Below are 19,672 nucleotides of genomic sequence, written 5' to 3' on the forward strand. Positions count from 1 at the left end.
GATCCACTATCTCACCGGTGTCCTAAATTCTCCATAACCCATTAAACCGTCATAGTTCCTGCCGAAAGGAGTATAATATAAGAACGCCTGATACAGATTCTCGGTCTGCCAGAAATTACCGTTGATTTCGCCAAAATTCAGAGGTCCGCCTGCAGACCTGGTTGCCAAGATATAATTATAAAACCCCTGTTTGAGATAAATTCTGGCAACGTATTTTTTGGTTGCCGCATCATACTGCATCATATTTTCTTTACCGGGCTTAAAATTGTTGAAACCGCCCAACACATAAATTTCCTTATCTACAGGATCTGAATCAAGGGAAAAATATACCCACGAATAATCTGCCTCACGCTCAGCATTCCTTTCAATGCCCAGGTCATTCCTCCTGTAGTACCATGCACCATTAACATCAGGCTGATACTGATAATTCAGCGGAAATGCCCAAACCGGATGAAGATAAGTCTGATTGACGCCGTCTTTAATTTCTGTAGCACGGACCATATCGGCCGCCATATCTATATTTTTATTATCAAAATAATAAAACTCATTATTTCCCGGGAAAACCAGATTCATCTGCTGGAAAAGCAGTTTATTGCCTAAAGTCGAGCTTGGTCTGAGGTTTCCGATCATCATATTCGGGTTATTGTTTTGCATAACACTCAGGCTTATGGAATTCACATTGGAATTCAGGTCTCCACCCTGTGATACAGCCTGCACTTCTACTCTCTGGTTAACATCCGGGTTTTTGGCATCTGCAATACGCGAAACATTCACGCCAATTACGGCAGCATTTTCCACAACATAGAACCTCCTTGTAAAGAGCGGCCTGTCCGCAGAATCTTTATAGACTACCAACTCAAAATTCCCGGAAATCTTGGGCTGCATTTTATCATTGGGTATGGTAAGCGTATAATGAGTGTAAGACTGCAGGGTATTGAAAGAATATTGAAACTTATCCAGCAACCCGTTTAAGCTCCCGTTGGCAAATTCTGTAAAAAAGAGATTATCCTCATTCCAGTTACGGTCATAATGTTTAAGCGTATATCGGTAAATTTCACTGGCATTGGTCAGGTCATCAAAGCTCAGCACCAATTGCTGTCCAAGATTTACGACCGGTGTCTCATCATTGGTCTGCGGATTAAAAAGCTGGATGCTTTGGATATTCTGCCCGAAGACCAACCCACTGAAAGAAAGTAAAAGTAATCGCAAAGTTTTCATTATGACGAAGATAACGAAAAATCAGCATTTTCTTAATAATATCGTATTTTTATCAAAAATTTTAGATCATGCTTCAGATTCAGGGCTTCGTATTTAATTTCGCAGGTGAAAACACCTATATCCTTTATAACGAACATAAGAATGCTTGGCTGATTGACCCTGGAAACAGCAACGAGCAGGAGACAAAAGCCATAGAAAACTTCATCAGTGAAAACGGATTAACAATCAGGAAAATCCTGCTTACCCATGCCCATATTGATCATGTACTCGGGCTGCAATGGGCTTTTGATACGTTTAAAGTTCCCGTAGTCATCCATCAGCAAGATAAAGAAATTCTTGATATGTTCCAGATCAGCGGGATGAGGTTCGGAATGAATCTTAACCATATTAAGGTAGACCTTGAATACATTAATGAAGGTGACGAACTCGACCTGGACGGTGAGGCATTTATAGTCTATCATGTTCCGGGACATTCACCCGGTAGCATCGTCTACCATAATAAAAATCAGAAATTCATGATTTCCGGTGACGTACTTTTTGAGGGCAGCATAGGAAGGACCGATCTGTACAAAGGAAATTACGAACAACTGATCAGCGGGATCAAAAATAAACTTTTTATTCTCGATGATGAAACACAGGTTTTCTCAGGGCACGGAAATCCCACAACCATTGGTTTTGAAAAGCAGTACAATCCATTTCTACAATAAATACAGAAACTCCATCATGGTTACCATAAACAAACCGCCGGGATATTTCCGGCGGTTTGTTTATGGTATTGATGATTATATTAGAAATCCATGGTAATGGAGGCCCGTACGGCAGCACCCATGATCGGCCTTGCCATACGGATATCTCCTGCTCCGGTCAGCGGTGACCTCGGATCGCCCTCCGTAATTCCGATTGTATTGAAGATGTTCGTGCCATCAACTGCAAAACGGATTTTACCTAACTGATAGGATGTCCCTGCCCCAAATTCTGAAAAAGAAGGAAGGGTATTATTATCCGAGTTAGCCTCGTCCTGAAAGCGCTTCCCATAATAATTCATACTCACATAGGCTCTCCAGGATTTGGTAATATTCACAGCCGGAGCAATATTGAAGTAGATCTTCGGTATTCTCCGTACAGTGTTTCCGTCATAATTAAAAGCCGTTCCATCAGCATTTCTTCCTGTAAAATCTTTGTATTTCGGATTCTGCACGGTTCCGTTGAATGTTACCTCAAGAACATTGCTGAACAACCTTGCATACCCTTCCAGCTCCACTCCTATATTGGTGGTGTTGGCAAACTTATTTTCAGAAGTCCCGTCAGAGTAGACATCAGTAAATGATAGGTTCTTCAGGGCAGAATAAAACGGAATCACGGCAATATCAAAAGTCCTGGAATAATATTTATACCCCACTTCCACCTGATTGGTCGTTACAGGTTTGATAGCAGACAAGCTGTTCATATTATTATAATACGCTTCTTCATTCGGGGACCTGAAGCCATTGGAAAACCTCGCATAAACCGCATTTTCAGTATTGATCTTATAATTCAGGGCTGTAGTAAAAGAGATCTTATCGACATCATAATTCCAGTACGTGTATTTATTCCCCAGTACCGACATATTATCATCCGCTGTAGTGGTAGCAAAGCTGTGTGTTCCATCGGTAGTCAGTCCTGAATTATTCAGATTCCCGGTGGTTGTATTGACGCCATAGCCTTTATAAAAATCACGGCTGTAGCGGATTCCCCCGTTAAAACTTAAATCATCGGTGATGTTATAGTCCAGGTTCAGGTACAGGTCATTCAGACTTCCCTGGATCTGGGAATCCCTGAGTAAAAATGACATATTAGCCACGCCATTGTATGTTTTTGAATATCCTGTACTGTTCGGAGTTAATGAGGTATCTACAAGATTCAGGAGTTCAGGTCTGTCGGAGGCAGTCGTCAGAATATTGCTCCAGTTCCAGTATTGGTGCGATCTCCAGTTAGATTTATAAAATCCTGCCGTCACATTTCCCTGGTCAAATTTATAGTTAAACTGCACATCGTTGACAAAATTATTCATCTGCTTGTCTATGGCCCAGAATCCCAGTTTCTGAACATAAGTGGGGTTTACAATTGCTGCATTGCTTACCAGGGAATACTGAAATGTATTTCCGCTGATCCCATTTGCCTGTGCATAATCAGCAGCGCTCTGTGGCCCGCCAGCAGGGAAAATCCCGGTATAATTCATATTAATATTGGTATACCTGGTTTTATTCACCACAGAGAAATTATTCCCAAGATCGTATTTGAATTCCGCTCCCAGAACATCTACTTTAGGATGGATTCCGTCCTCCAGGTTCCTGCTGAAAAAACCGCCGCCTGCCTGAGGGATGTTCAGCTGGCTGATATTCCTGTAGCTGTAGGTGCCGTAATTCGCATCGAAGCCGGGAAACTCTTTCAGATTATTCCCGTCCTGCATCAGAGGAATCGGAAGGAAGAAAGTATTTCGGTCATCCAGCTTTTTATAGTAAATCTTAGCATATCCTTTATCGAAAACATATTTCAGGTTCATTCTGATCTGACCTCCGTTGTTGGCTTTAAACCCTGTTTTCCGGATTCCGTCATCGGTCCTGTAAAAACCTCCGACATTGAAAAACAGTCTGTCTTTAACCAAAGCTCCGCCTACATTAATATCCGTACGCATCAGTCCGTAGGTACTGGTTTCCAGCTTTGCGGTCCCTCTGAAGTCATTACTCCCTTCCTTCGTAATGAAATTGATAAGCCCACCCGGAGAATTGTTGGCAAAAATAGATCCTGAACCTCCTCTCAGGGCTTCAAGCCTGCTCACCGAATTATCTACCCGGAAAAAGTTATCGGCATTAGCAAACTGCAGAGCGCCATCTTCAAAAACCGGAAGGCCGTCTTCCTGTACCTGTACAAATTCATAAGCACCGGCAGATGGAATCCCTCTGGCAAAAAGGTTGTTTCCTACTTCACCTCCTGATGTCTCCACAGCAAACCCCGGGACCCGCTGCAACAGAGCGGCTGCACTGATCGGGTTCTGTTTCTGGATTTCTTTTGCGGTAAATGTGGAAATCGCGGTACTGGATTCTATTTTCTTTTTGGGATTTGAATTTCCCGTGATCACCACCTGTTCAATGGATGCAGATCGTGTAGAATCCTTAGGGACTTCCTGAGCGTAAGCATTATTAAAATAAAGCGTAGCAGTCCCTGCAATCAATAGGATTGATTTTTTTCTCATAGCTATATTATATATTTGTTATTTGATCAGCTGTTTTTTAATTTGAGGTAAACGCCATTAGTCCACCCGAAACCGTCCTGGTTAGGATACTCCCCTCCTCCGGCAATGCTTTCCATGTCCATAGCGTTATATTTTTCCATCAGTTTTCCTGTATTCCGGTAGATTCTCTCTACATTTCCGCACCAATGATTTTTGATCTGTTCTGCCAGTTCATCAAACCCATAATTTTTCATTGATTTGAAACCCAGCCACTGATACGGTGCCCATGCATTCGGAAGGTCCCACTGCTGCCCACTGTTTTTAGTGGTAGTTACAAGCCCGCCATGGTAAAGAAAATTCTTCCTGATATGTTCAGCAACCGATTCTGCCTGTTCTTCGCTGGCCAGACCCAGAAAAAGAGGATAGAGTGCAGCAATATGCTCGGACGGCGTTACTGTGTTTTTTTCTGTGTGATAATCTTTATAAGTCCCTGAATTCCCGTCCCAGAAATAAACATCGATCAGCTTTTTCCTTAAAGCTGCTTTTTCATTAAATACTTTTTCTTTCTCAGTCCATTGCTGAAGCGCAGAAGACCTGGCCAGCGTTTTTTCCAGATGCCACAAAAGACAGTTGAGATCAACCTCCGCCAGATTCAGCGTTTCAATTGTCCGGATGTGTTCTCCGTCTGCAAACCATCTGCTGGAAAAGTCCCAGCCTGATTCGCAGGCACTCCTGATATTCCGGTAAAATTCTTTTCCTGCATGTTCGCTGTCTTTGATATCGATAAGATAACTTTCAGGCCTTGGTTCGTTCTCAGCGTCATAATACCTGTTCAGGATATCACCAGCTTCCGTTTTCACCACCCGTTTTATTGCCGAACCGTTTTTCAGCTTTACCGCTCCATCCATCCAGAAAGCATATTCTTTTTCCAGCGTATCGGAATATTTGATGTATACTGATTCATCTTCTGTAGTCTCAAAAAGCAGATCCAACATGAGCGAGAAATAAGGCGGCTGAGAGCGGGTCAGGAAATGCGTGCGGCTTCCGTTCGGCACAAAACCATACGTCTGAATGAGATAAGCACAGTTTTCAATAATATGCTCCATCATTTCCACCCGTCCTGAAATCTGCAGGCCCAGCATAATAAAGTAACTGTCCCAGTAAAAAAATTCGTTGAAGCGTCCTCCGGGCACAATATAGGGCTTGGGAAGCTTAAGCAGAGTTCCTTTTTCTTCATATGAAGTCCTGGTGAGTTCATCCCAAAGCCTTTCGATATGGTCTTTAATAGGTAAGTGATCCTCTTTCTGGAGGGAAACTTTTGCCCCCAGGAATTCAAAATGTGAAAGGACAAACTTTTTCAGGTTGAAATCTTTCAGCTGCTTTTCCATAAGGTATTTCTTATTGATCTCAGCAATCGGAAACAGCGGAACAGCATCGGTCATCATTTTCTGGTCTTCAAAAATCTCAGATCTCTGGACATCATCAAAAAGGTCCTGAATTTCGTGTATATATAGCGGTTGATACATTATTAATTTTTAGGTTGTATTTTTAATTTGTTCATGATCACGGCAGAAAAAATGAGAAGGGAAAGCGGGATTAGCGAAAGGTAAAAAGCCTGCTGTCCGCTGAATTCCTGAAATACAAATCCGGTGATCATAGATCCTATCGTTCCTCCTATGGCAGAAAAAACCACGATCAGCCCGGACATTGAACTATGCAGGTATTTAGGAATGGAAGCCAATATCACAGAGTTGATGCTCGGATAAATAGGTGCCAGCAAACCTCCCATCAAAGGAAAAAGGTACACAACCACAGGAGCATTGAACCATGTTGTCCCGGCATCGATATGCACATGATGCGTTAAAGGCAATACCAGCAGGATGCTTACCGCAAACCCTACCACACAGAAAGAAACTACATAGATCCAGCTGAATCTTTTAGAGAAAAATCCCGAGAGAAACCTCCCCAATGCAAAGGCTCCTGCCAGAACCGCTCCTGCCTGGATACTCATGGAGGTCGGTACCTTTAAAATCTCTTTGTAAAAAGTCGGTGTCCAGGTCTGGAAGCTTTGTTCCACCAAAACAAAAAGGAATGCACAAAGCAGGAAAAACAGTACTTTTTTATAACTGAACAAGCTTACACTGTTCCTTAAATCTCCGATAAGATCGGTTTTCTCACTTTTTGCTTCATGCTCATCCAGTTTTGAGAAAAACAGGAATATGAATGATAAAGCGGAAAGCCCTCCCAGAACCCAGTATACATTCAGCCAATGGGTTGATCCGGGATCATGGTCATCCGTAAACAGACTAAATACCACATTTCCCATCAATACGCCAATCATGAAAAACCCTTCCAGATATCCCATGAAACTGGCATGTTCTTTATCATTAGTGGTTACCAGTCCGATAGATGTGAAAACTGAAATCTTGATCAACGCGAAAGATACTCCTACCACAGCAAATAAAAGTTTAAAAAACCAGAAGGCATTGGCAAAAGGCATGATGAAGCACATGCATGTGACCATCAGCAAAGCAGCCAGCATGGAATTCCGGATTCCTATCTTCGGAAGAAAAGACGCCAGGATGAATGAGCAGATAGCGATCGGCAGGTCTTTGAAACCCTCCAGCACACTTGCATGGGACTTAGAAATTCCAAAGTTCTGCTGCACCTGCAAAATCACAGTTCCCACCGAATTCAGAAGGATGGCAAAGACAAAATAATTTAAAAATAAGACGGCTTTGATGTTGAAATTTTTCATTCACGTACTTTCTTGCCGACTAAGATAGAAGCATTTGACTTAACATTAATTTAACACAGTAAATCAATATTTGAACTATATTAATATAATTATTATTTTAGCCACTCAAATAAGATTAAAATAATGAAAGTTGCTTTTGAGCGAATTATTCCCGATGAAAAGAACTCTTTCCGCACGCTGCACAATACTGTTCCTATTTCAGGATTCCGTTGGGAATACCATTACCATCCTGAAATCGAACTGGTCTATGTAGTTGCCGGAAGCGGAACCCGGCATGTAGGATACCATAAAAGCAATTATACAGACGGAGATCTGGTTTTAATCGGTTCTAATATCCCGCATTCCGGATTCGGACTGAATTCGATTGATCCGCACGAGGAAATTGTGCTTCAGTTCAAGGAAGAGATCCTCCAGTTTCCCCCGCAGGAAGTTGAATCCAGATCCATCAAAGACCTTCTGGAACTGTCCAAATACGGCATTCTTTTTCATCAGAATATCAAAAATGACATCCTTCCCAAACTGAAGCTGATGGTGGAAACAGAAGGCTACAAAAGATATCTGATGCTGCTGGAAATTCTGTTTGAGCTTTCACAGTGTACTGATTATGATCTCCTAAACAAAGAAATCATGCCCTACACGATCATTTCCAAAAACAAAACCCGACTGGAAAATATTTTCACCTTCGTTGAACATCATTATGACCAGGAAATCAATATCGAAGAAGTAGCTATGCTGGCGAACCTTACCCTGCCGGCTTTTTGTAATTTTTTCAAAAAAGCCACACAGATCACATTTACGGAATTCGTAAACCGTTACCGCATCAATAAGGCATGCCTGATGATGGCCCAGGATAAGACGATTTCAGAATGCAGCTACAGCTGCGGTTTTAATAATGTCACCTATTTCAACAGGATGTTCAAAAAGTATACTGAGAAAACCCCTTCAGAGTTCATGAAAAACTTTTCGCATAACAAAATAAATATGGACTTAAATCCTGAAAAAGAAGCGAAAGCCAGAGTTGGTTTCTGAAGAAATTATTTTGTGAACAATTGTGGATAACTCTGAATGAGGCTTATAGGCATATTTATACGAAAAACGATTAAAAAACAGCAATAATCAACTGACTATCAAATCATTTAAATATTGTAGAGCAAGAATATTTTTTCCAATATTTATCCACAATCCGGTGTGGATAAGGGTGTGGATAAGTGTTGGCAACGTGCCGGTAAATTATGGATTAAAAAAAGGCTGCTCAGAAAACTGAACAGCCTGTAAGCTTAAAAGTGAGAATCATTACCTCCACTTGATATTGCATCCCATGCTTGGCCTTTGGATTTCTTCCTGCGGTTCTCCGGACAGCAGGTTTTCAAAAGCGATAATCAGGTCTTCGCCGGTTACTTCTTTATGGTTCCCCGGTCTGGAATCATCCATCTGGCCTCTGTAGATCAGGTCCAGTTTATCATCAAAGAAATAGAAATCAGGAGTGCAGGCAGCATCATATGCTTTGGCCACAGCCTGGCTTTCATCATACAGGTATGGGAAATCAAATCTTCTTTCGATCTGGAACTCAATCATTTTTTCAGGGGAATCAGCAGGATATTTTTCTGCGTCGTTCGCATTGATGGCAATGAATTCGATTCCTCTTTCATGGTAATCTTCATACAGTTCATTAAGTTTGTCGATCACATGAAGAACAAACGGGCAGTGGTTACACATGAAGATCACCAAAGTCCCTTTTTCTCCTTTCAGATCATCCAGAGACTGTATTTCATTGGTTGCAGATGGGTTGGGAAGTTCAAAAAAAGGTGCTTTTGTACCTAATTCCACCATATTTGAGGGCGTGTCCATATCTTAATTTATTTTATCAGCAAAGATAAAGATTTCTTTCAGTAATTGCATTTGCAGGAGTTTACAACTTATCCCGGATTGTTAAAATTTAAAATTTATTTGGAGGCTATGGTAAAAAGTCCGTAGTTTTGCTAACACTGTTAGTAAAATTATTATGGGCTTACACGAACGTCGTCAGCGGGAAAAAGAATCTATACGCGCCAATATTCTGGATGCGGCTTTTTCTTTAGCTAAAACGGAAGGCTGGGGCGCTTTATCCATCAGGAAGATTGCTGATGCTATTGAATACAGTGCACCTGTAGTCTATGATTATTTTGAAAATAAAGAAGCGATTTTATTTGACATCTCACTGAAAGGGTTCAATCTGTTGCATAAGGAACTGGTGCATGCTAGAGACCAATTTGAAACTCCGGAAGATCAGCTGACTGCCATTGTAGACGCTTACTGGAATTTTGCCTTTAAAAATAAGGAATATTACCAGCTGATGTTTGGTGTAGGCATGCAATGCTGTGGTAAAGGCCAGATGAAGGAGGAATTTTCCTCTTTCCAGGATATGCTGTACGACTGTACTTTTGAGATCGTGAAGAAAAAAGGTTCCAATCCCGAAAGTGCCTGCCATTCTTCCCATGCCTTATTTTCAGCAGTACATGGTCTGATATCCATTATGATGATGCGTAACAGCGATATTCCGTCTACTATGAATAAAACCACTCTTGATGAAACCGTTTCGGCTTTCATTAAGTCATTATAAAATTTTTTTGACGTTTAAATTAACACTGTTAGAAATATTAACACGCAATTTATATATTAAACCATATTATTTATAATTATTACTTATTTACCACTTAACCATGAAAAGTCATTGATATCATCTTCTTAATTATTATTTTTTTAGTTATTAATTAACACTGTTAGATAAATTAACATTAGATTAATACAGTACACTATTATAATCCATAACATACATTAAAAACCTGAACTTATTATGAAACAATCTGTAAAAACCAGGATCATCCTTCTCTTATCCGGTATCATTCTTTTGCAGAGCTGCACCAAAGCAGCAGAGAATACTGCTGTTGCGCCTCCTCCGCCTGAATTGCCCGTATATACTGTCATTACCTCTCCCGCTACTGTTTACCAGGAGTTTCCAACTGCGCTTGAAGGAAAGAACAATGTTGAAATCAGGTCTCAGGTAGACGGTTACCTTGACAAAATTTACGTGGAAGAGGGCGCATACGTGAGAGCCGGACAGCCCCTGTTTAAAATAGATTCCAGAGCTTACGGAGAACAGATGCATATGGCACAGGCTAACCTTCAGGTTGCCAATGCCAACATCCAGAAAGCTAAAGTGGAAGTCGATCGCCTGGAACCTTTGGTTGCCGCCAAAGTGGTTTCTGATGTCCAACTGAGGACGGCTAAAGCCAATTACGCTGCTGCTGTTGCCGCTGCCTCCCAGGCCAAAGCATCAGTGGGCGGAGCGAGGATCAATGTAGGATTCACCACCATTACCGCTCCGGTAAGTGGATACATCGGAAGAATCCAGTACAAAAAAGGAAGCCTGATTTCCAGAACTGATGCTAACCCGCTAACACTCCTTTCGGACATCAGTGAAATTTACGCGTATTTCTCACTGAGCGAGCTGGACTTCATTGGTTTTCAGAAAACTTATGAAGGAGCAACCCTGGAGGAAAAGTTGAAAAAAATGCCTATGGTAGATCTTGTTATTGCTGACAATAGCATATATCCTCATCGAGGCGTGATGAAGATTGTGGACGGGCAGTTTGATAAATCTACGGGAGCAATCAGCGTAAGAGCTGTTTTCCCTAATCCAAACGGGGTTCTCAGGACAGGAAATACCGGAAGAATCCGAATGCCTCAGCTGTTTTCCAACACTATGGTGATTCCTCAGGAATCTACATTTGAAATCCAGGATAAAACCTATGTCTACGTTGTAGGAAAAGACGGGAAAGTGACCGGGAAGCCTGTGAAAATTTCCGGCAAAACGGAAAGCTATTATTTCATTTCAGAAGGACTGGCCAAAGGGGATAAAATAGTATTCACCGGCATCGGCAACCTGAAAGACGGCGTTTTGATCAAGCAAAAACCTATTTCTTCAGACAGCCTGCTGAAAGCTAAACCTTTGTAAGCATTCCTAAGCTTTAACAACATTAAAAATTAAACCATCCCATGTTAAAACAATTTATAGAAAGGCCGGTACTTTCAACCGTCATCTCCATTATCCTGCTGCTGCTTGGAGCCTTGTCGGTATTCAATCTTCCGATTACCCTGTTTCCGGATATTGCCCCGCCAAGCGTGCAGGTAACTGCCTTCTACCCCGGTGCCAATGCCGAAGTTGTGGCCCGTTCTGTGGCTACGCCTATTGAAGAAGCGGTAAACGGTGTGGAGAACATGACATATATGACCTCCAATTCCAGCAACGACGGTACCATGACCCTCAGCGTATTCTTTAAGCAGGGTTCAGACGCAGACAATGCTGCCGTAAATGTGCAGAACCGGGTATCGAAAGCCATGAGCCAACTCCCGCAGGAAGTGGTGCAGGCCGGAATTTCAACCCAGAAGGTACAGAACAGTATGATCATGTTTATGGGTTTAACCAGCGATGACCCTAAACAGTATGATGAGCTCTTCCTTCAGAACTATATGAAGATCAACATTATTCCTCAGATACAGCGTATCCCCGGTGTAGCCCAGGCCCAGGTATTCGGAACGAGGGATTATTCCATGAGGATCTGGCTGAAGCCGGACCGACTGGCTGCCAACAACTTATCGCCTCAGGAAGTCCTTGCTGCGGTAAAAGATCATAACCTGGAAGCTGCACCCGGCCGCCTCGGGCAGGGAAGTAAGGAAACGTATGAATACATCCTTAAATACAAGGGAAAACTGAATAAAAACGAAGATTATGAAAATATAGCCGTTAAGGCGAATAATGACGGATCTTTTCTGAGGCTGAAAGATGTAGCCAGGGTGGAATTCGGTTCCTACACTTATACTGCTGCCAACAGAGTAGACGGGAAGCCTGTATCCGGTTTTGCCATACTGCAGACGGCAGGATCCAATGCCAATGATATCCTGACTGAAATTGAAAAGCAGGTGGACCAGTTTTCTACCACGCTGCCCAAAGGGGTAAAACCGATCATCATGTATAATTCCAAAGACTTCCTGGATGCTTCCATCCATCAGGTTGTGGAAACACTTGTGATTGCCTTCATCCTGGTATTTATTGTGGTGTATATCTTCCTGCAGGATTTCAGATCCACTTTAATCCCGGCGATTGCGGTTCCGGTAGCGATTATCGGTACTTTCTTCTTCCTTCAGCTGTTTGGGTTCAGCATTAATATGTTAACCCTGTTTGCACTGGTTCTGGCGATCGGTATCGTTGTAGATGATGCCATCGTTGTGGTAGAGGCTGTCCATTCAAAAATGGAACATACAGGAATGGCAGTAGACCATGCAACCACGCATTCCATGAGCGAAATTTCAGGGGCTATTATTTCAATCACCCTAGTGATGTGTGCCGTATTTATTCCTGTAGGATTCATGCAGGGCCCGGCAGGGGTTTTCTACAGGCAGTTTGCTTTCACCCTGGTTATTGCGATTATGATTTCAGCGGTTAACGCTTTGACCTTAAGCCCGGCTTTATGTGCACTGATTCTAAATGATCCACAGGACGGCCATGAAGGACATGGAAATAAAAAAGGTTTCGGAGCCAGGTTTTTCAGGGCATTCAATACCAGCTTTAATAAGATGACCGGCAAATACATCTACAGCCTCAAATTCCTGATCAAAAACAAATGGATAGCTGTCGGAGGCCTTGCAGTTATTACCTTAGCCAGTATATTCCTGATCAGGAAGGCACCTTCAGGATTTATTCCTACGGAAGACCAGGGATTTGTACTGTATGCGGTGAATACACCTCCAGGAAGCTCACTGGAAAGGACCCACAGGGCAACGGAGCAGATCGACGCCATTGTAAAAGGGGAAAAGGCTACAAACCACCTCTGGGTTGCCGACGGCCTCAACTTTATCAGCAATGCCAACGCATCTCCGTATTCTGCAGGTTTCATAAAACTTAAAGATTACAAAGACCGTGGCGAGATGAAAGATCCGGACCAGATTGCCGCTGCATTGACAGGTAAGGTAGGCCAGGTAAAAGATGCCAGCGCATTCTTCTTCAACTTCCCTACAGTGCAGGGATTCGGGAATGTTTCCGGTTTTGAGTTCATGCTTCAGGATAAAACAAACGGATCTTTTGAACAACTGGGAAAAACCACGCAGGCTTTCATCGGCGAGCTGATGAAACGTCCGGAAATTGCATTTGCCTTCACAACATATGCCGCAGGAAATCCTCAGTATACCATTGATGTAGATGCGGACAAAGCCAACCAGCTGGGTGTTTCGGTAACTGAACTGATGCAGACCATGCAGATCTATTACGGAAGCAGCTTTGTGTCAGACTTCAACCGGTTCGGTAAATATTACCGCGTGATGGCTCAGGCGGATATTGCTTACCGTACGGATGCGAATTCGCTGGAAGGCATTTATGTAAAAAACAATTTAGGAGAAATGGTACCGGTAAAAACGCTTGTCACCCTGAAAAGGACTTTCGGGCCGGAAACCGTTACCAGGAACAACTTGTTCAATGCGGTAACCATCAACGGAACCCCTAAACCTGGTTACAGTACCGGGGATGCCATTAAAGCCGTAGAAGAAGTGGCCCAGCAATCTTTGCCAAGAGGTTACGGTTACGAATGGACAGGTATTACGCGCGAAGAAATCAAGACCGGAGGCCAGACAGCCTTTGTATTTCTGCTGAGCATCATGTTCGTCTATTTCCTGCTGGCTGCACAATACGAAAGCTATATCCTTCCGTTTGCTGTGATCCTTACCGTTCCGACAGGGATTTTCGGAGTTTTCGCCTTTACAGGCTTAGCAGGAATTGATAATAATATTTACGTTCAGGTCGGACTGATCATGCTTGTAGGATTACTGGCTAAAAATGCCATCCTGATCGTAGAATTTGCCGTCCAGAGGAGAAAGGCTGGCAAAACGTTGATTGAATCTGCTTTACAGGCTTCCAGGCTTCGTCTGAGACCGATCCTGATGACGTCATTCGCCTTTATTATCGGTATGCTTCCGCTCGTATGGACGCAGGGAGCTGCTGCCAAGGGAAATCATTCCATCGGGATCAGTACGGTAGGCGGAATGTTTACCGGAGTAGTCCTGGGAATTTTCATTATTCCTGTTATGTACGTGATTTTTCAGTACCTGCACGAGAAAATGCCGAGCAGAAAAAAGAAAAGGCTGCATAGAGAGAAATTATTGGCTGCAGCCCACTGAGATTGATTATGGCTGATCAAAAAGTTATTTATAAACATACTAAACCTTCGGCCATCATCAGAGTATTTCGGAATTAAACCAATACTAAACTATTTAACATTATGAAAAGAGTAAAAAATATCATCATAACATTTGCGCTGGCATTGGGGTCTGTTTCATGTGTGTCTAAACTGGCCTTTAAAGAGCCGGAAACCAATCTACCGGAACAATTCCAGTATACGGCAACAGCGGATACCGCAAGTATTGCCAACCTCCAATGGAGAGAGTTTTTCAGTGATCCGGTCCTCCAGAAACTTATTGAAAAGGGTATTCAGCACAATTACGACCTGCAGATTGCCTTACAGCAGGTTGCTTCTTCACAGGAGCGGCTGATGCAGGCCAAATACCTCCAGTATCCGGACATCGGGTTCGGTGTTGCCGCACAGATTTCAAAGCCTTCAAAGAACAGCATGAACGGGCAGAGCCTGAATCTGTTCCTCGGTCAGAACCATGTGGAAGATTATAACGCAGCCTTTAACCTTTCCTGGGAAGCGGACATATGGGGAAAGATCAAAAACCAGCAGGAAGTATCCAGGATGCAGTACCTTCAGACATATGAAGCGACCAAGGCCATCCAGACGCAGGTGGTTGCGGCCATTGCCCAAGGCTATTACAATCTGCTGATGCTGGATAAACAGCTTCAGATCGCACAATCGAATCTGGAACTGAGCCGGAATACCTTATCTATTACGGAGAAAATGTGGCAGAGCGGCGACACTACCTCTCTGGGTGTTCAGCAGGCTACTGCACAGAAGCAATCTACGGAACTCCTGATTACCCAGCTGGAGCAGAATATTGCCATCCAGGAAAATGCACTGAGCATCCTGGTAGGGGAAAATCCTGGTAAGGTAAACAGGACGCTTGAAATGTCTGATACTTCCCTGCCCCAGCATATTTCTGCAGGGCTACCTGCTGCAATGGTGAGCCGCCGCCCGGATGTCCGCCGTCAGGAACTGGCCGTTCTGGAATCCAACGCTATGATAGGCATTGCCCAGGCCAATATGTATCCTGCACTGAGGATTACTGCCAATGGTGGCGTCAATTCATTTAAATTTGATAATTGGTTCCAGATGCCTGCATCCTTATTCGGCTCCGTTCTGGGAGGGCTTACCCAGCCCATTTTCCAAAAGAGGCAGTTGAAAACAGACCTGAATGTCGCTAAGATCCAAAGGGAGAAAAATGTACTGGCCTTCCGGCAGTCGGTTTTAAATGCTGTGGGTGAAGTTTCTGATGCCCTGGTTTCCAATGAAAGCCTGAAAGTCCAGGAACAGAAAGCATCTGAACAGGTGAATACCCTCAAAGATGGGATCAAAAGCGCCGAAATGCTTTATAAAGGCGGAATGGCCAATTACCTGGAGGTCATTACGGCACAGGGAAATTCGCTACAGGCCGAACTGAATCTGGCATCCGTAAAAAGACAGCGTCTGAGCAGCATCGTAGATCTCTACCGAGCCTTAGGCGGAGGCTGGAAGTAGTGCACGAACGCATCCAAACTATTGATTATATTGTTAGAAAGTGTGGCCCTCCGGGGCCGCATTTTTATTTTTAGAATACTATTTCAGTTGATTCCTGCCGTTGAATTCCAGATTAATAATCTGTATCAATCTTTCTGCTTTAATGATGATGTCACTTCATCAGGCTTTTGATATGCAAAATCAGGCTTTCAAAATCATTGGGCCCATATCCTAAAGGCAGGTAATAGATATCATCTGCTTTCCGGTACCAGGTTAGCTGGCGTTTGGCATACCTCCGACTGTTTTTCTTGATTTCAGAAACAGCAAAATCCAGGTCCCATTCACCGTCAAAGTATTTAAAGAGTTCGGAATAGCCTACAGTATTCAATGCGGTCAGATGCCTGAAGTCTTCCAGCCCCTTTGCTTCTTCCAGCAGTCCGTTTTCCATCATGATATCCACTCTTTTGTTGATCCTCTCATATAATGCTTCCCTGGGAGCTTCAATACCGATCCGAATTACATTAAAATCCCTGGAGCCCTGAGAAACGGAAATAAGATCAGAGTATTTGGTTTGGGTTTGCCAGATGACATCAATGGCCCGCAAAAGCCTCCTGTGGTTATGGATGTCTACCACTTCAAAATATACAGGATCCAGATCTTTCAGTATTTCCTGCAGTTTTATGATACCCTCGTTTTCAAGAATAGCCTGGAGCTTTTTCTGGTTTTCATCATTAGCTTCCGGAAGGTCATTCAGCCCTTCCAGTACGGCTTTTTCATACATCATGCTGCCGCCGACCAGGATAACGGTATCTTGAGAGAGAAAAAGTTCCTGAAGTTTCTGTACAGCATCATGCTCATACTGCCCGATGGAATAGTACTCCTGAATGGAAAGATTGCCTATAAAATGATGCACTGCCTCTGCCAATTCCTGCTCAGAAGGAGCTGCCGTACCGATTTTCATTTCCCTGAAAAACTGCCTGGAGTCACAGGAAACAATCTCAGTCCCTAAATATTTTGCCAGATCAATAGCCAGTCTTGTCTTACCACTTCCCGTGGGGCCTACTACAGAAATCAAATTTTTCATCTGTTCACGCTCATTATTATATCTGTCAGATAGAATCTTTACAGATTTCACAGTGCTAATTTAAATGTTTATCTTTGTACAACAATAGAAAAGTATGATTTTATCCATGACCGGCTTTGGTAGAGCCGAAGGTGTTTTTGAAGGAAAAAAAATCTCCGTAGATATCAAATCCCTGAACAGCAAAAGTTTTGACCTGAATATTAAAGTTCCGTTACGCTATAAGGAAAAGGAATTTGAAATCAGGAAAATCCTTAACGACAGGATCATCCGCGGAAAGGTAGACTGCTATGTTACCGTAGAAAACCTTCAGGAAACCACGGATGTGAAAATCAATAAGACACTTATTGACTCTTACATTACGGAACTGCGTGCCATTGCTTCGGACGGACCCGATTTCGAATACCTGAAAATGGCAGTGCGTTTTCCCGATGCCATTACCTCAAGACCTGATGAACTTACTGAAGGTGAATGGGAAAATCTGGCCGGTATTGTTCATAATGCAGTTGATAAATTCGAAGAATTCCGGAAAGCAGAAGGTAAAATCCTGCATGAGGAACTGGAAAGGAATTTGCAGAATATTGACCGGTACCTTTCTGAGGTGATTCCTTTTGAGGAAGAGCGTATCGCGAGCGTGAAAGACCGATACCAGAAGTCCCTCAAAGAATTTGAAAATGTAGACGAGACCCGTTTTTATCAGGAGATGGCCTATTTTACTGAAAAACTGGACATTTCCGAAGAGAAAGTGCGCCTTGCACAACATCTTAAATACTATCAGGAGGTGATGGACAAAGAAGATTTTAACGGTAAAAAGCTGGGATTCATTTCACAGGAAATCGGCAGGGAGATCAACACCCTGGGATCAAAGGCTAATCACGCGGCGATCCAGAAACTGGTGGTGATGATGAAAGATGATCTTGAAAAAATTAAAGAGCAGACCCTGAACGTTTTATAAGACACGTATCAGCGAATAAGTGAAACTTTATGTAAATCAATTATCTCTTATCATTCATGAATAAGGTTATTATATTTTCAGCCCCCTCCGGAAGCGGTAAAACCACACTGGTAAAACATGCCCTGGAAACCATTTCCGAACTTCAGTTTTCCATCTCATGCACAACACGCCAGCCGAGAGGCAGCGAGGTACATGCCGTAGATTATCATTTTCTTTCGCCGGATGAATTCAGGCAGAAGATCGCAGAAGATGCTTTCGTAGAATATGAGGAGGTATACACCGATAAGTATTATGGAACTCTGAAATCTGAAGTCGAAAAAATCTGGAACTTGGGCAAAGTGGTTATTTTCGATGTAGATGTAAAAGGCGGAGTTTCCCTGAAAAAATATTTCGGTGAACAGGCATTGTCCATTTTCATCAAGCCTCCAAGCATTGAAGAACTTGAGAGAAGGCTGGTTTCAAGAGATACCGATGATGCGGAAACCATAAGGATCCGGATTGAAAAATCCGAGGAGGAAATGTCCTACGCCGATCAGTTTGATACCATTGTGGTCAATGATGATCTGGAGAAAGCAAAAAAAGAAATAGAACTTTTAATAAGGAATTTTATAGCATAGTCAGAAAGCAAGCTTCAAAAAGAATCCGAGAGGCAAAATTTAACCTGGTAAAATACCATTTCTCAATTCAAATTGCTAACTTCTGATCAACAAAACATTAAGTGGATATGAGTACCGAAACATTAGAAAAAGCCAAATCTGCCATTCCTGTAAAGGGATTTTTAGATATAAAAGATTTTGTCATTCCGGAAGGAGACGAGCTGGTCAAAGCTATTCTGGAACTTAAGAAGGAAAAGAACGCTGTGATCCTCGCCCATTATTATCAGCCGGGAGATATTCAGGATATCGCTGACTTCCTTGGCGATTCCTTACAGCTGGCCAGACAGGCCAAAGACACGGATGCCGACATGATTGTATTCTGTGGGGTCCATTTTATGGCCGAAGCCGCTAAAATCCTCAACCCCACCAAAAAAGTGGTGCTTCCCGATACCATGGCCGGATGTTCACTGGCAGACGGATGTTCGGGAGAAGGATTAAGGAAAATGCGTGAACAGTATCCAGATGCCCTGGTAGCCACTTACATCAACTGTAATGCGGAAACCAAAGCTGAGAGCGATATTATAGTAACCAGCTCCAACGCAGAAACTGTTATTGAAGCCCTGCCGAAGGATCGTCCGATCATTTTTGCCCCGGATAAAAACCTGGGTAGATACCTTTCCCAGAAAACCGGCCGTGACATGATCCTTTGGGACGGAAGCTGCATTGTTCACGAAGCATTTTCAATGGAAAGGATTGCAAAGCAGTTAGCAGACAACCCGGATGCCAAGCTGATTGCCCACCCGGAAAGTGAAGAAGCCGTATTAAAGCTGGCTCATTTCATCGGTTCCACCTCTGCCCTGCTGAATTATGTGGAAAAAGAAGACTGCCAGAAATTTATCATTGCTACTGAAGAAGGCATCCTTCACGAAATGAAAAAGCGCGCGCCGCATAAAACCTTGATTCCTGCGCTGGTATTTGACGAAAGCTGCAACTGCTCGGAATGTTTCTACATGAAACGCAATACGATGCAGAAGCTGTATCTGTGCATGAAATATGAGCTCCCTGAAATCATCATTGATGAAGAACTCAGGTTAAAAGCACTGAAACCGATTGAAGCTATGCTCGATCTTTCAAAAAGCATCAAGTAATTTTTT

General features: G+C 42.9%; 15 protein-coding genes. 9 read left to right on the forward strand and 6 right to left on the reverse strand.

Translation table 11 applies throughout. From position 1 onward, the window contains the following. Positions 1–6: 6 nt before the first annotated feature. Positions 7–1,218 carry a type IX secretion system plug protein gene (locus QE404_RS12590; RefSeq protein ID WP_307450950.1) on the reverse strand — a complete coding sequence of 404 codons (1,212 nt, stop codon included), beginning with the start codon at positions 1,216–1,218 and terminating at the stop codon, positions 7–9. A gap of 68 nt (positions 1,219–1,286) precedes the next feature. Between QE404_RS12590 and QE404_RS12595 the strand changes: the two genes are divergently transcribed. Continuing rightward, positions 1,287–1,925 carry an MBL fold metallo-hydrolase gene (locus QE404_RS12595; protein ID WP_307450952.1) on the forward strand — a complete coding sequence of 213 codons (639 nt, stop codon included), beginning with the start codon at positions 1,287–1,289 and terminating at the stop codon, positions 1,923–1,925. Positions 1,926–2,005: 80 nt separating this feature from the next. Here the strand turns inward: QE404_RS12595 and QE404_RS12600 are convergent, their stop codons facing one another. The 3 genes from QE404_RS12600 to QE404_RS12610 are packed head-to-tail and all read right to left on the reverse strand — an operon-like array spanning position 2,006 to position 7,187. Beyond that, a complete protein-coding gene (locus QE404_RS12600; protein ID WP_307450953.1) occupies positions 2,006–4,450 on the reverse strand; it encodes a TonB-dependent receptor in 2,445 nt (814 codons plus the stop codon). A gap of 26 nt (positions 4,451–4,476) precedes the next feature. Continuing rightward, positions 4,477–5,955: a trehalase family glycosidase gene (locus tag QE404_RS12605; RefSeq protein WP_307450955.1), complete on the reverse strand. Its 1,479-nt coding sequence runs from the start codon at positions 5,953–5,955 to the stop codon at positions 4,477–4,479. A 2-nt stretch (positions 5,956–5,957) separates the two neighbouring features. Further along, positions 5,958–7,187, reverse strand: coding sequence for an MFS transporter (locus QE404_RS12610; RefSeq protein ID WP_307453926.1), 1,230 nt, complete (start codon positions 7,185–7,187; stop codon positions 5,958–5,960). A gap of 123 nt (positions 7,188–7,310) precedes the next feature. Between QE404_RS12610 and QE404_RS12615 the strand changes: the two genes are divergently transcribed. Continuing rightward, the gene (locus QE404_RS12615) at positions 7,311–8,216 is read left to right on the forward strand and encodes an AraC family transcriptional regulator (protein ID WP_307450960.1); all 906 of its coding nucleotides are present in this window, start codon (positions 7,311–7,313) and stop codon (positions 8,214–8,216) included. Positions 8,217–8,480: 264 nt separating this feature from the next. Here QE404_RS12615 and QE404_RS12620 read toward each other — a convergent pair whose 3' ends face one another. Beyond that, positions 8,481–9,035: a thioredoxin family protein gene (locus QE404_RS12620; protein WP_307450962.1), complete on the reverse strand. Its 555-nt coding sequence runs from the start codon at positions 9,033–9,035 to the stop codon at positions 8,481–8,483. A 154-nt stretch (positions 9,036–9,189) separates the two neighbouring features. On the opposite strand from QE404_RS12620, the gene QE404_RS12625 reads away from it, so the two are divergent. The 4 genes from QE404_RS12625 to QE404_RS12640 all read left to right on the forward strand — a co-directional run bounded on the left by QE404_RS12625 (position 9,190) and on the right by QE404_RS12640 (position 15,907). After that, a complete protein-coding gene (locus QE404_RS12625) occupies positions 9,190–9,786 on the forward strand; it encodes a TetR/AcrR family transcriptional regulator (RefSeq protein WP_307450964.1) in 597 nt (198 codons plus the stop codon). Positions 9,787–10,020: 234 nt separating this feature from the next. After that, positions 10,021–11,181, forward strand: coding sequence for an efflux RND transporter periplasmic adaptor subunit (locus QE404_RS12630; RefSeq protein ID WP_307450965.1), 1,161 nt, complete (start codon positions 10,021–10,023; stop codon positions 11,179–11,181). Between the two features lie 41 nt (positions 11,182–11,222). Further along, positions 11,223–14,393 (forward strand): efflux RND transporter permease subunit, encoded by a 3,171-nt coding sequence (locus tag QE404_RS12635; RefSeq protein ID WP_307450966.1) that lies wholly within the window; start codon positions 11,223–11,225, stop codon positions 14,391–14,393. Positions 14,394–14,494: 101 nt separating this feature from the next. Continuing rightward, positions 14,495–15,907, forward strand: a complete 1,413-nt coding sequence (locus tag QE404_RS12640) for an efflux transporter outer membrane subunit (protein WP_307450968.1) — start codon at positions 14,495–14,497, stop codon at positions 15,905–15,907. Between the two features lie 151 nt (positions 15,908–16,058). Here the strand turns inward: QE404_RS12640 and miaA are convergent, their stop codons facing one another. After that, positions 16,059–16,970, reverse strand: coding sequence for a tRNA (adenosine(37)-N6)-dimethylallyltransferase MiaA (gene miaA, locus QE404_RS12645; RefSeq protein ID WP_307450969.1), 912 nt, complete (start codon positions 16,968–16,970; stop codon positions 16,059–16,061). Between the two features lie 94 nt (positions 16,971–17,064). Here miaA and QE404_RS12650 point away from each other — a divergent pair, with 94 nt between their 5' ends. The 3 genes from QE404_RS12650 (at position 17,065) to nadA (ending at position 19,666) form a co-directional block, all read left to right on the forward strand. Continuing rightward, a complete protein-coding gene (locus QE404_RS12650) occupies positions 17,065–17,922 on the forward strand; it encodes a YicC/YloC family endoribonuclease (protein WP_307450971.1) in 858 nt (285 codons plus the stop codon). Positions 17,923–17,978: 56 nt separating this feature from the next. After that, positions 17,979–18,539 (forward strand): guanylate kinase, encoded by a 561-nt coding sequence (gmk, locus tag QE404_RS12655; protein WP_307450972.1) that lies wholly within the window; start codon positions 17,979–17,981, stop codon positions 18,537–18,539. 107 nt (positions 18,540–18,646) lie between these two features. Continuing rightward, positions 18,647–19,666 (forward strand): quinolinate synthase NadA, encoded by a 1,020-nt coding sequence (gene nadA / locus QE404_RS12660; protein ID WP_294210524.1) that lies wholly within the window; start codon positions 18,647–18,649, stop codon positions 19,664–19,666. The last annotated feature ends 6 nt before the right edge of the window (positions 19,667–19,672 follow it).

Source organism: Chryseobacterium camelliae (genome assembly GCF_030818575.1).
Lineage (GTDB): Bacteria > Bacteroidota > Bacteroidia > Flavobacteriales > Weeksellaceae > Chryseobacterium > Chryseobacterium camelliae_A.

Bases quoted from the DNA above. Each gene is read 5' to 3' on its own strand.
- QE404_RS12590 (WP_307450950.1), bottom strand. From the start codon at position 1,218: ATGAAAACTTTGCGATTACTTTTACTTTCTTTCAGTGGGTTGGTCTTC.
- QE404_RS12595 (WP_307450952.1), top strand. From the start codon at position 1,287: ATGCTTCAGATTCAGGGCTTCGTATTTAATTTCGCAGGTGAAAACACC.
- QE404_RS12600 (WP_307450953.1), bottom strand. From the start codon at position 4,450: ATGAGAAAAAAATCAATCCTATTGATTGCAGGGACTGCTACGCTTTAT.
- QE404_RS12605 (WP_307450955.1), bottom strand. From the start codon at position 5,955: ATGTATCAACCGCTATATATACACGAAATTCAGGACCTTTTTGATGAT.
- QE404_RS12610 (WP_307453926.1), bottom strand. From the start codon at position 7,187: ATGAAAAATTTCAACATCAAAGCCGTCTTATTTTTAAATTATTTTGTC.
- QE404_RS12615 (WP_307450960.1), top strand. From the start codon at position 7,311: ATGAAAGTTGCTTTTGAGCGAATTATTCCCGATGAAAAGAACTCTTTC.
- QE404_RS12620 (WP_307450962.1), bottom strand. From the start codon at position 9,035: ATGGACACGCCCTCAAATATGGTGGAATTAGGTACAAAAGCACCTTTT.
- QE404_RS12625 (WP_307450964.1), top strand. From the start codon at position 9,190: ATGGGCTTACACGAACGTCGTCAGCGGGAAAAAGAATCTATACGCGCC.
- QE404_RS12630 (WP_307450965.1), top strand. From the start codon at position 10,021: ATGAAACAATCTGTAAAAACCAGGATCATCCTTCTCTTATCCGGTATC.
- QE404_RS12635 (WP_307450966.1), top strand. From the start codon at position 11,223: ATGTTAAAACAATTTATAGAAAGGCCGGTACTTTCAACCGTCATCTCC.
- QE404_RS12640 (WP_307450968.1), top strand. From the start codon at position 14,495: ATGAAAAGAGTAAAAAATATCATCATAACATTTGCGCTGGCATTGGGG.
- miaA (WP_307450969.1), bottom strand. From the start codon at position 16,970: ATGAAAAATTTGATTTCTGTAGTAGGCCCCACGGGAAGTGGTAAGACA.
- QE404_RS12650 (WP_307450971.1), top strand. From the start codon at position 17,065: ATGATTTTATCCATGACCGGCTTTGGTAGAGCCGAAGGTGTTTTTGAA.
- gmk (WP_307450972.1), top strand. From the start codon at position 17,979: ATGAATAAGGTTATTATATTTTCAGCCCCCTCCGGAAGCGGTAAAACC.
- nadA (WP_294210524.1), top strand. From the start codon at position 18,647: ATGAGTACCGAAACATTAGAAAAAGCCAAATCTGCCATTCCTGTAAAG.